Annotated in this window: 11 protein-coding genes; 9 read left to right on the top strand and 2 right to left on the bottom strand. The window is 61.9% G+C overall.

Features of this window, described 5'->3' with window-relative positions; genetic code table 11:
- Positions 1 to 81 precede the first annotated feature (81 nt).
- The 5 genes from HX881_RS19225 to HX881_RS19205 all read left to right on the top strand — a co-directional run bounded on the left by HX881_RS19225 (position 82) and on the right by HX881_RS19205 (position 4133).
- Positions 82 to 1125 (top strand): ABC transporter substrate-binding protein, encoded by a 1044-nt coding sequence (locus tag HX881_RS19225; RefSeq protein WP_042936851.1) that lies wholly within the window; start codon positions 82 to 84, stop codon positions 1123 to 1125.
- A 106-nt stretch (positions 1126 to 1231) separates the two neighbouring features.
- Entirely contained in the window at positions 1232 to 2215 is a 984-nt protein-coding gene (locus HX881_RS19220; RefSeq protein WP_017129159.1) for an aldo/keto reductase, read from the top strand.
- A gap of 8 nt (positions 2216 to 2223) precedes the next feature.
- The gene (locus tag HX881_RS19215) at positions 2224 to 3072 is read left to right on the top strand and encodes an amidohydrolase family protein (protein WP_177086005.1); all 849 of its coding nucleotides are present in this window, start codon (positions 2224 to 2226) and stop codon (positions 3070 to 3072) included.
- Positions 3073 to 3097: 25 nt separating this feature from the next.
- Positions 3098 to 3682, top strand: a complete 585-nt coding sequence (locus HX881_RS19210; RefSeq protein ID WP_177086003.1) for a DUF1349 domain-containing protein — start codon at positions 3098 to 3100, stop codon at positions 3680 to 3682.
- Between the two features lie 10 nt (positions 3683 to 3692).
- On the top strand, positions 3693 to 4133 hold the full coding sequence (locus HX881_RS19205; protein WP_017129162.1) for an RbsD/FucU family protein: 441 nt from the start codon (positions 3693 to 3695) through the stop codon (positions 4131 to 4133).
- A gap of 131 nt (positions 4134 to 4264) precedes the next feature.
- Here the strand turns inward: HX881_RS19205 and HX881_RS19200 are convergent, their stop codons facing one another.
- Both HX881_RS19200 and HX881_RS19195 read right to left on the bottom strand, forming a co-directional pair.
- Positions 4265 to 5821: a UxaA family hydrolase gene (locus HX881_RS19200; protein ID WP_177086002.1), complete on the bottom strand. Its 1557-nt coding sequence runs from the start codon at positions 5819 to 5821 to the stop codon at positions 4265 to 4267.
- 196 nt (positions 5822 to 6017) lie between these two features.
- Positions 6018 to 6935 carry a LysR family transcriptional regulator gene (locus HX881_RS19195; RefSeq protein ID WP_177086418.1) on the bottom strand — a complete coding sequence of 306 codons (918 nt, stop codon included), beginning with the start codon at positions 6933 to 6935 and terminating at the stop codon, positions 6018 to 6020.
- A 264-nt stretch (positions 6936 to 7199) separates the two neighbouring features.
- Between HX881_RS19195 and HX881_RS19190 the strand changes: the two genes are divergently transcribed.
- The 4 genes from HX881_RS19190 to HX881_RS19175 all read left to right on the top strand — a co-directional run bounded on the left by HX881_RS19190 (position 7200) and on the right by HX881_RS19175 (position 11962).
- Positions 7200 to 8012, top strand: coding sequence for a shikimate dehydrogenase family protein (locus HX881_RS19190; protein ID WP_017129165.1), 813 nt, complete (start codon positions 7200 to 7202; stop codon positions 8010 to 8012).
- Between the two features lie 33 nt (positions 8013 to 8045).
- The gene (locus HX881_RS19185; protein WP_177086000.1) at positions 8046 to 9293 is read left to right on the top strand and encodes a DegT/DnrJ/EryC1/StrS family aminotransferase; all 1248 of its coding nucleotides are present in this window, start codon (positions 8046 to 8048) and stop codon (positions 9291 to 9293) included.
- A gap of 61 nt (positions 9294 to 9354) precedes the next feature.
- Positions 9355 to 10278: a dihydrodipicolinate synthase family protein gene (locus HX881_RS19180; protein WP_103033128.1), complete on the top strand. Its 924-nt coding sequence runs from the start codon at positions 9355 to 9357 to the stop codon at positions 10276 to 10278.
- 97 nt (positions 10279 to 10375) lie between these two features.
- On the top strand, positions 10376 to 11962 hold the full coding sequence (locus HX881_RS19175) for an aldehyde dehydrogenase (NADP(+)) (RefSeq protein WP_177085998.1): 1587 nt from the start codon (positions 10376 to 10378) through the stop codon (positions 11960 to 11962).
- The last annotated feature ends 34 nt before the right edge of the window (positions 11963 to 11996 follow it).

Genomic DNA, 11996 nt, shown 5'->3' with positions numbered 1-11996 from the left:
TGTAGCAACTTAGGATGGGCGGAACATTGCGCCCATGGAATATTGCACATAATAACTTTAAAAATATCGAGAGAGGGCGAAATGAAAAGACGTGACTTTTTGGCTTTGAGCACAGTCGTCGCAGCAAGTGCGCTAATTACTCCGGGTTTTATGCGTTCGGCCAGTGCGGCAGGCAAGGAACTGAGGGTGCTGACCTGGGAAGGTTACGCTGACGACCAATGGGTGAAGGCCTTCGAGAAAAAAACAGGCTCTTCGGTAAGCGTTACTTATGCTGCCAGTGTCGACGAGATCTTCGCAAAAATGACGGCTTCGCAGGGCGCCGATTATGACGTGATCGCCATCGAGACCTCTTCCTACAAGCGTCTGACCCAGGAAAAGCTGATCCAGCCTCTCGATCTGGCCAGGCTCCAGAACGCCAGGAACCTGATGCCCACTTTTCAGAATGTCTCGGCCATCGTCTTTGATGGCAAGACTTACGCGGCGCCCTTCGCCTGGGGTTCCATACCGCTGATTTACAACGCTGATGTATTCAAGGTCGCCCCTGATAGTTGGGCGGTGCTCTGGGATGAGAAATACAAGGGGCGGATGATCATCGTCGATGATGCCAACAACGCCATTGTGACGGCGGCGCTGACCCTGGGAATCAAGGATCCTTTCAATCTGACGGATGATCAATTCGCATTGATCAAAACGAAGTTGTTGGCTCAGAAAGCCAATATCGCCAGCTTTTATTCCGGCTTTGACGATGGGGTCAGCATCTTTGCCCAGGGTGGCATCGATTTGATGATGTCCATGGGCGAGCCCCAGGCCGCGATGCTCAAGAAGCGAAACGTCAATGCGGCGCTCACTATTCCCAAAGAGGGCGCCATCGGCTGGATAGATTGCTGGTGTATCAGCGCCAAAGCCCGCGATAGCGGTCTTGCACACGCCTGGGTCGATGCAATGCTGGAGAAAGATGTCGGCACCTATATCAGTGAAAAAACCGGTTATGGCAACTCTACGAACGAAGCTGCAAACATCAAGATAGGTCTGAACTACTCGGAAAAACTGGTCTTCCTGCAGGCGCCTGAAGATTTTGGTCGGCGTATCGAACTATGGAATGAAATCAAGGCAACGGCCGTGTAGTGGGGTCGATGCATCAATAAAGACAAGAAGTCCCCGCCATTATTATTTCCTGCTGTGATGAAAGAAGTCACAGCTGGATGGCTGTGCATATGAGAGGAAAAATTTCATGAAGGAAATATTTGAGGCCGTGCCTCTTGGACTGACCGAACTTCGAGTGAGCAGGCTGGGAGTAGGCACCACGGCCATTGGTGGTCTCTACTCGCCGACCAGCGCCACCAGCGCCGAAGAAACGCTGGAGGCTGCCTGGGACCTGGGTGTTCGCTTCTTTGACTCCGCCCCGCAATACGGCAACGGCATGGCTGAACAGCGTCTGGGGGCTTTTCTAAAGCGCAAGTCTGGCGATGACTATGTCGTGTGCACCAAGGTCGGCCGCCTTCTGCGGGTGCCTGAAACGCCGGTCGTTGATGGTTACTACAAGGACACTCCGCCCGAGCGCCCGGTCTTCGACTTCAGTTATGACGGCGTGATGACGTCGGTGGAGGAGAGCCTGGCCCGGCTGGGCCTCGATCGCATTGACGTGTTGCATATCCATGACCCTGACGCCAGTTATCAGCAGGCCATCGAGGGTGCCTATAAAGCGCTCGACCGGTTGCGCTCCGACGGCACCATCGGTGCCGTCGGCGCCGGCATGAACCAGAGCCGGATGCTTGCCGAGTTTGCTCGCAATGGCAATTTCGACTGCTTTCTGCTGGCAGGCCGCTACACCCTCCTGGAGCAAGGTGCCCTTACGGAACTGCTGCCTCTTTGCGTCCAGAAAAACATATCGATCATTATTGGCGGGGTCTATAACAGCGGCATTCTCGCCAATCCGAGTGCCGGCGCGAAATTCAATTACGAGGACGCAGACCGGGCGCTCATAGAGCGGGCGTTGATGCTGGAGAAGGTCTGCCTGAGCCATGGTGTGCCCTTGAAAGCGGCGGCCATACAGTTTCCCCTCGCTCACCCGGCAGTGGCCAGCGTTCTCACCGGGCCCAGAACCGCCGAGGAAATGCTGGAAAACGCTGAGCTGTTCCGCCTGCCCATTCCAGGTGCCCTGTGGCAGGACCTCAAGACCCAGGGCCTGATCTCTGCCGATGCTCCAACAGCATGAAGAAAAGCATGCCGAATCAGATAATCGATACCCACCAGCACTTTTGGGATCTGACCACCGGATCCTATCCATGGATGGCGGGCGATGAAATGCGCGCTCTTCGCCGCAATTTCGCTCCGCACGACCTGCAGCCGCTGTTGGCCGATAATGGCATCGATTCCACTATCGTCGTGCAATGCCGGCATGATCTGTCAGAGACCCGGGACCTCCTGGCGATAGCCGCGTCCCATGATTTTGTCATGGGCGTTGTCGGCTGGGTCGATCTGCAGTCGGACGACGTGCCGGCGCAGATCGCCGCCTTGCGCGCAATGCCCGGTGGCGACAAGCTCGTCGGAATACGCCATAACGTTCATGACGAGCCGGATCCTGACTGGCTGTGTCGCTCCCGCGTACAGGAAGCGGTTGGCGCGGTCATAGAGGCTGGATTGACGTTCGATCTGCTGGTTCGCACAAGGGAGCTACCGGCTGCGACGCTGCTCGCCAGGCGCTATCCGCAGGGACGCTTCGTCCTTGACCATCTTGCCAAGCCTCCGATCGCCGAAGGGTTCAGCCCCGCCTGGCGCGAAGCGTTCGAGCTTCTCGCCGAAAGCGACAATGTCTGGTGCAAGGTCTCTGGCCTGGTCACCGAGGCGGACGCCGAGTCATGTGCAGCAGAAACCTTCGACTTCTATACACGCACTGCACTGACGGTATTTGGCCCCGGGCGCATTCTATTCGGCTCGGACTGGCCCGTTTGCACCCTGGCGGCTACCTACTCCGGGGTAAAGGCGATCGCCGAGCGACTCGTCGAAACGCACCCCGAGATTGCCAGCCGCTTTTTTGAACTGAACGCCCTCGACGCCTATAACCTGCGTTGAGGCCCTGGAAGAAAAGGATAACCCTATGAGCATCGACCTCGGTACCGGAACCTGGCTGAACCCGCCAGCCCATTGGGTGGCGGATGACGCCGGCCTCACCCTGACCACTGACGAGAAAACCGATTTCTGGCGGAAAACGCACTACGGCTTCATCCGCGATACGGGGCACTTTCTCGGTTTCCCGACGGGGAGCGAATTCACCGCGCAGATTCGGATCCAGGGGGCGTTTCGGACGCTTTACGACCAGGCTGGCCTGATGGTGCGGATTGACGAAACGCGCTGGATGAAAACCGGCGTGGAGTTCACGGACGGTGAGTTGTTTCTGAGCACCGTCATCACCGACGGCCAGTCGGACTGGTCGGTCTCCCAACCTTTCAAGGAACTGGAGGACTTCTACCTGAGAGTCACCGTGGCCAAAGGCACGATGCGGATCCAGGCCTCCCGTGACGGTGTCTTCTGGCCGCTGTTGCGTCTTGCCCCATTCCCGGAGGCGGAAAGTTATCAGGTAGGCCCCACCGCCTGCACGCCGGAACGAAGCGGCCTGACCGTGCGTTTTTCAGCGTTCTCCATCGGCCCGGCCACCACCAAAAACCTCCACGACTTGAGCTGAAGGAGTTCCCATGCTGATTGGTATCGATCCTATCCTCAACGCTGACATCCTCTTTGCCTTGCGATCCATGGGCCATGGTGACGAGATCGTCATTGTCGATGGCAGCTTTCCCGCCCAGACGGTGGCCAAACGGCTGATCCGCATGGAAGCGGCGGACCTGCCACGGATGTTGAAGGCCGTGCTCTCGGTCATGCCGATCGATGAGTCCGAACCCGATCCGGTCGTGGGGATGGAAGTGATAGATGAACCCGACACCCTCGTAAGGGCGCACACGGTGATCCAGGACGCACTGGACGCACTGCCAGGCGAATCGCCGACTCTCTGTCGCATTGAGCGCTTTGCTTTCTACGACCGGGCCAAGGAAGCTTTTGCCATTATCGCCACGGGTGAAACGCTGTTCTACGGCAACGTCATCATCCGCAAGGGCACCGTCAACCTGGGCGGAAACTGACGGCGGCACAGCCCCTCGGATGGACGCTCTGTCACGTCGAGGGGCTCTGGTGGTCCAAGTGTCTTGGTGCATGGGATCTCAAGCTGATCACCCATGCACCCCTTCAGCGTGGAACAGTACGTTCCTGTCTCTCAGGTGATCGCGCCAATCTGCCAGGGCACGAACTCGTTCTGCCCATAGCCGTGGCGTTCGCTCTTGCTGCGCTCTCCCGAAGCCACGCGCAGGATCATGTCGAAGATATGGGCGCCCCGATCCTCGATCGTATCGGTGCCGTCGGCGATGCCACCACAGTTCACGTCCATGTCCTCTTCCTGATGGTTGAACATGTGCGAGTTGGTCGCGATCTTGATCGAGGGGGAGGGGGCGCCACCGAAGGCTGATCCGCGGCCGGTGGTGAAGGCAATGAGGTTGGCACCTCCCGCCACCTGGCCAGTGGCCGAGATCGGGTCATAGCCCGGGGTATCCATGAACACCAGGCCATGGGCGGTGACCGCTTCGGCGTACTCGTAGACATCGACCAGGTTCGTCGAGCCGCCCTTGGCCACGGCGCCGAGTGACTTCTCCAGGATGGTGGTCAGCCCACCGGCCTTGTTGCCGGCCGAGGGGTTGTTGTTGAGCTCGGCATTCATGCGTTGGCAATAGCTTTCCCACCAGCGGATCCGCGCGATGAGCTTTTCACCGACCTCGCTGCTCACCGCGCGGCGTGTCAGCAGATGTTCGGCGCCATAGATCTCCGGGGTCTCGGAAAGGATCGCCGTGCCGCCTGCCGCCACCAGCCGGTCGACCGCATTGCCCAGGGCCGGGTTGGCGGTGATCCCGGAGTAGCCATCCGAGCCGCCACATTGCAGCCCGACGATGAGATGCCTGGCACTGACCGCTTCCCGGTGTACCTGGTTGGCAGTCGGCAGCAGGGCCTTGATCTGCTCGATGCCGTTGGCGATGGATTTCGCCGTGCCGCCGGTCCCCTGGATGGTGAACACACGCAGGTGCGGGCCTGCTTGCAGGTGGCGGGCCTTGAGCAGGTCGTCGATCTGGTTGGTCTCGCAGCCCAGGCCGATCATCAGGACGGAATGGAAATTGGCGTGAACCGCATAGCCCCCCAGGGTTCGCTGCAACATCGCCAGGGCCTCGCCGCCCGGGTCCACGGCACAGCCTATGCCATGGGTCAGGGCTACCACGCCATCGACGCCCGGATACTCTGCGAGGGCCTCGGGGTGGATGTCGCGACGGAAGTAGTCGGCGATCGCCCGCGCCACGGTGGCCGAACAGTTCACCGAGGTCAGCACGCCGATGTAGTTGCGCGTCGCCACGCGACCATCCGGGCGAACGATACCCATGAACGTCGCTTCCCGATGCGGCGTCTGTCTGGCGTCGATGCCGAACTCATGATTGCGGGAAAAGTGCGCCATGCCGAGGTTGTGACTGTGGACGTGTGCGCCGGCCTCGATCAGGGCCGACGCGACCCCGATGATCTGGCCGTAACGGCGAACGTTCTCGCCGGCCTCGATACGCCGTACGGCCACCTTGTGGCCGGCGGGAATCGCCTGCCGGACAACGACGCCTTCCGCCTCCAGCAACAGACCGGCAGGGAGCGGCTGGCGCGCGATCAGCACGTCGTCATGCGGATCCAGCCGGATCGTGGCCGCCACAATCTGGCTTTGCGCACTTGTTTTAGCAATCAATTCCATTACGGCACCTTACTGGAGGGGAAAGCGGATGCTTTGCTGCAGGGTTCATGGCGCGATCCTAGCGCCGGCCCGGCGGGGCGGGTAATGAAAATCCGGAGGCTTGAGATAACCGAGCGTTATCTGTGTGACCGAATCGAGCGAGACCAGGCGATATCCAACCCGGTGGCACTGATATCGGTTGCGTCGACAAGGGGAATTACTTCGTCAGTTCTTCGATCAGCAAGTGGGTCAGTTGCGAGAGTTCCACCTGGGTACGCGTGACGATGGCGAACGGCTCGGTCTTTGGTGTGATGGTGCAGGGCAACTGCGTCAACATGGCCTGCAACAACGGCAGTTCCGCCACGTCGGTAGGCAGTACCGCGACCAGGTGGGGGTCGCTGATCAGCAACAGCAGCGTGGCGAAGGTGGACGAGGTTTCGATGGGGTGGGCCGGAAAGTTCACGCCGGCCTCATGGAACTCGCGCTCCAGCGTCTGGCGCAGCGGCATGTTCGCCGAGAAGATCACCCAGCCGGAATCCGCCAGGTCCTCCAGGGTGAGCGAGGTGTGCCCCACCAGCGGATGCTTGGGGTTGGCCATCACCATCAAGGCTTCGGGTTTCATGCTGATGCTGTCATAGGCCGTGGGGCGCGGGCTCACACTGGGGTAGCACAGCGCCATATCCAGGCGGCCCTGGTCCAGCAGGCTCAGCAGCTTGACGCTGGTGTCTTCGACTATCTCGATGGTCGCCTGGGGTTGACGCTCGCGCAGCCGCAGCAGGCCGGCCGTCAGCAGCGGCACGCCGCCCATGATCGTGCCGACGGTGATGCGTCCCCCATGTCCCTGGAAGATCCCGTGCATCTCCTGCCGAAGGTGCGCCAGGTCGGTCAGGATCAAGCGTGCGTAGCGAATCGCGCAACGGCCCATCGCATTGGCGTTCAGTCCCTTGCTGGTGCGCTCGAACAGCGTCGCGCCGAGGGTTTCCTCCACATCGTGGAGGGCCTTGGTCGCGCCGGGCTGGGTGATGCCGATGATTTCCGCGGCCCGGTGGATGGAGCCGTGATCGTCCAGGGCAATCAACAGGCGCAACTGCTTGAGGCGAAGGCGCGAGGAGATGGTTTCCAGGGTTGGCATCATCGTCAGGGTGCGCTTTTTCAAAGAGATGACCCGCATTAGGCATCAGCAGGCGGGAAAACTCCAGCCGCCTCCGGTCCTGCCGCCAGCCCTTGTGGAAACGCCGCTGCACCCGGCGATAGCCAACGGTTATCGACAGGGGTGTACTTCTCATTACTCGCCCCGCATGAAGTGCAGTACTTTGGGTTCAGCCGGTTTCGCGGTGTTTATTGTTTCGTCATGCAGGCCGCGACGGGATCGGGTTGTTTCAACAGAGGAGCCACGTATATGCCTGACAGGCTGGAAAACAATAAAGAAGTGACGGGCAGAACCCGGGTACTGGGGATTCTTGCTCACCCGACCGAACATGTGAAAGCACCGCCCAAGATCAACAGGATTGCCCGTGAGCGTGGCTGTGACGCGATCATGGTGCCCATGAATGTTGCACCGCAAGACTTCGAGCGTTTCGTCAACAGTCTGCGGACACTGTTGAGTTTCGATGGGGCCATTGTCACGGTGCCTTTCAAGCAGGCCATCCTGCCGTTGTGCGACGAACTGAGTGAACAGGCCGCCGCAGTCGGCGCCGCCAACGTCATCCGGCGCCTGGCCGATGGACGCCTGGTCGGCGATCAACTGGATGGCATCGGTTTCCTGCGCGGGTTGCAGCATGCCGGTATCGAAGTGGCCGGCCAGTCGGTCTACCTCGTCGGTGCCGGTGGCGCGGCGAACGCCGTCGCTTTCGCGCTGGCCCAGGCCGGCATCGCCCGGCTGACCCTGGCCAACCGCAGTGAGCACAAGAGCCTTGAGCTCAAGGAACGGCTCCTGCGTCACTATCCGGCCCTGGACGTCTCTCTGGGCAGCCGTGATCCCAGCGGCCACCAACTGATTATCAACGGTACGTCGCTGGGTATGCAGGCCACGGACCCGTTGCCGCTGGATGTCGCCGGGCTGACGCCGCAGATGACCGTGGCGGAAGTGGTCCAGGAACCGGAGCGCACCGCGTTGCTGATCGCGGCCGAGGGTATCGGCTGCCGGGTCCACTTGGGGCGCCACATGCTGGAGCACCAGGTGCAGTCGATGGCGGACTTCCTTGGCCTGTAACGGGCCGCACTCATTTCACAAGAAGGATTGATGATGAACGAATTAGCCATCCATGGCGGACCACGCGCCATAGACGGGACGCTGCCCAGCTTCCGTGACGCATCCGGGCGCACGTTCGGTGCCGAGGAAGAAAAACTGCTGCTGGAAGTGATCCGCTCAGGCAGCCTGTCCTTCCTGGTCGGCCCCAAGACCCGGCAGTTCGAGCAACGCTTTGCCGAGATCTATGGGGTGTCCACGGCCGTGGCGGTGGCGAACGGCACGGCAGCCTTGCATACCGCGGTGATCTACCTGAATCCCGAGCCTGGCGACGAGATCATCCTGTCGCCGGTGACGGATATCGGCACGGTCATTCCAGTGCTCGCGCAACTGGCGGTGCCGGTCTTCGCCGATGTCGATCCGCTCACGCAGAACCTCGATCCGATTTCCATCGAGAAGAACATCACCCCACGGACCCGCGCGATCATCGTGACCCATGTGTTCGGCAATCCGGCGGACATGGACGCGATCATGGCTATTGCCCGCAAGCACGACCTGTTCGTCATCGAGGACTGTGCCCAGGCGCACCTGGCTTACTACAAGGGCAAGTTGTGCGGCACTTTCGGCGATGTGGGCTGTTTCAGTTTCCAGCAGTCCAAGCACATGACCACCGGTGATGGCGGCCTGGTGATCAGCAACCGCGACGAATACAACGGTCGTCGCCTGCGCGCGTGCAGCGACAAGGGCTGGCCGCGCGAGCGCGGTGGCCGTGACCACCTGTTCCTGGCACCCAACTACCACATGACCGAATTGCAGGCTGCCGTCGGCCTGGCGCAGGTCGAGAAACTGCATCAGTTCGTCGAGGCGCGCGTCGCCTCGGCCGATCGCCTGACCGGGTTGCTGGACGGGTTGCCTATCCAGCCGGTATTGCCGTTGCCGGACACCCGCGGGGTTTACTTCTTCTATTCGTTCCGCGTGGACACCGCGCAACTGACGGTCCCGCTGCGCGAGGTCATGAAGGCGCTGGTGGCCGAGGGGATCGATGGCTTCATCGGTTACCCGGGCGAGGTGCCGCTCTACAGCTACCCGGTCATCCGTGAACGCAAGACGTTCGGCTCGTCGGGGCTGCCCTTCACCTTGCCGGGCGCGAGCCCGCAGGACTTCTCCAGCAGCGTCTGTCCGGTGGCGGAAACGGTTTGCAAGGAAACGGTGTGCATGTGGTGGACCGACCGTTTCGAGGAGAAACACCTGCAAGGCATCGCCCACGCGATCCGCAAAGTGCTGACGGCCTACGGCCGAGGCTGACTCATGTCTGCGGCGGGCCGTTGCCCGGCCTGCCGTTTTCCCAATGGAAGAGGTTTTTGCGATGCAAACGACTGGGCCGTACTCGGGGCTGTTTCCTGTTGCCCCGACGCCATTCAGCGACGCCGGCGAGCTCGATTTCGAGGGGCAGGGGCGGGTGCTTGACTGCATGATCGACCAGGGCGTGGATGGCATTTGTGTCCTGGCCAACTATTCGGAGCAGTTTCTGCTCTCGGATGAAGAGCGGCGGCAGTTGACCGAGTTCTGCCTGGCGCACGTCAAGGGGCGGGTGCCGGTGATGGTCACCTGCAGCCACTTCAGTACCCAGGTCGCCAGCCAGCGTGCGCGTCACGCGGCGGAGCACGGGGCGGCGCTGATCATGCTGATGCCGCCCTATCACGGCGCGGGCATCAAGCTCGAACCGCGACTGATCCGCGAGCACTTCGAGCGCGTCGCAGAGGCGTGCCAGCTGCCGATCATGATCCAGGACGCGCCGCTGAGCGGCGTGACGCTCTCCACGGCTTTCCTGGCGGAAGTGGCTCGTACCCTACCGCTGGTGCGTTACTTCAAGATCGAAGTCCCCGGCACCGCCGCCAAGTTGCGCGAGCTGATCACGCTGGGCGGCAGCAGCATCGTGGGGCCTTTCAACGGTGAAGAGGCGATCACCCTGATGGCCGATCTGGATGCCGGTGCGCGTGGGGTCATGGCCAGCGCAATGATTCCGGACCTGATCCGTCCGGTGATGAGCGCCCATGCAGAAGGCCGTCGCCAGGACGCGATCCAGGCTTATGAGCGGATTCTGCCGTTGATCAACTATGAGAACCGCCAGTGCGGATTACGTGCGGCCAAGACGGTGATGAAGGAGGGCGGTGTGATCCGCTCCGACAGCGTTCGCCATCCCCTGGAAGCACTGCATCCGCAGACACGTGAGGGCCTGCTCGAACTGGCCAGGGCGGCCAATCCGATTGCGTTGCAATGGGGTAGGTAAACCGGGTGCCCCGGCATGAACAGAGGCAGCCGGGGCGGCTGGGCCTGTTGATTTCATAGGTTTCGGCCAGGCGCCGATGACATAGAGAGAGTTGAAAATGCTTCCTGTACTTGGTCAGCAATTCATCGCGGGTGCCCGCAGCGGCCTTGGCGAGCCCCGTCACCAGAGCTTTGATGCCAGCAGCGGGGAAGCCCTGTCCTGTGCTTTCCACCAGGCCACGCTCGAAGAAGTCGAGCAGGCCGCCCTCGCCGCGAAGAATGCCTTCGGCCCCTATCGGCAACTGAGTCCGGCGCGGCGCGCCGAGTTTCTCGAGGCAATCGCCGAGGAACTGGATGCACTGGATCAGGATTTCGTGGCCATCGTCTGCCGGGAGACCGCACTACCGGCCGCGCGTATCCAGGGCGAGCGCCTGAGAACCAGTAACCAGATGCGCCTGTTCGCCCAGGTGCTGCGCCGTGGTGACTTCCTCGGTGTGCGCATCGACCTGGCGCTGCCGGACCGTCAGCCCCTGCCACGCGTCGACCTGCGTCAGTACCGCATCGGCGTCGGCCCGGTGGCGGTGTTCGGTGCCAGCAACTTCCCCCTGGCATTCTCCACGGCGGGGGGCGACACGGCCTCGGCGCTGGCGGCCGGTTGCCCCGTGGTCGTCAAGGCCCATAGCGGACACATGGCGACCGCCGACCTGGTGGGCTGCGCCATCGAGCGGGCGGCCACGCGCACCGGCATGCCCGCGGGCGTGTTCAACATGATCTTTGGCCAGGGTGTCGGTGCGGACCTGGTCAGGCATCCGGCGATCCAGGCCGTGGGTTTTACCGGTTCGCTGCACGGCGGGGAAGCGCTGTGCCGGATCGCCGCCGAGCGTGCGCAGCCGATCCCGGTGTTCGCCGAAATGTCGAGCATCAATCCAGTCATCCTGCTGCCAGCAGCCCTGGCCGCCCGGGGCGCGGCAATCGCTGGCGAACTGGCGGGCTCGGTGGTGCTGGGAGCAGGGCAGTTCTGCACCAACCCCGGCCTGGTGATCGGTATCCGTGGCGCGGCATTCACGGCGTTCACCGAACAGCTCAGGGAGCACCTGTCGGTACAGGCGCCGCAGACCCTGCTCAACGCGGGCGGCCTGGGCAGCTACCGCAAGGGCGTCGATGCCTTGAGGTCATGCCCGGGCGTCACGCACCTGGCAGGTCAGCCGCAGGAGGGCAGCCAGGCGCAAGCGCAGCTGTTCAAGGCCGACGTCGGCTTGCTGCTGGAGGGACATCCCTTGCTCCAGGAAGAAGTCTTCGGCCCGGCCACCGTGCTGATCGAAGTGGCTGACGACGCCGAACTCGAGCATGCGTTGCTGGCCCTGCGCGGCCAACTGACCGCGACGCTCATCGGTGAGCCGGACGACCTGCGCAAGTATCAATGGCTGGTGCCCCTGTTGGAGGAGAAGGTTGGCCGTATCCTGGTCAATGGCTATCCGACGGGGGTGGAAGTTTGTGACGCGATGGTCCATGGCGGCCCTTATCCGGCGACAAGCGATCCTCGGGGGACCTCGGTCGGCAGCCTGGCGATCGATCGGTTCCTGCGTCCGGTCTGCTACCAGAACTACCCGGACGACCTGTTGCCCGCTGCGTTGCAGAACGCCAACCCCCTGCAAGTGAAGCGCTTGGTGAATGGTGAGTGGAGCAGCGAGGCGCTTGTGCCTTAGCCCGATTGTTGGCAAAGGCGCTGGATGCTGTGGC

Source organism: Pseudomonas gingeri, from assembly GCF_013386115.1.
Lineage (GTDB): Bacteria > Pseudomonadota > Gammaproteobacteria > Pseudomonadales > Pseudomonadaceae > Aquipseudomonas > Aquipseudomonas gingeri.
Note: the sequence above shows the minus strand (reverse complement) of the source record. Positions and strands in the feature narration are given on the sequence as shown.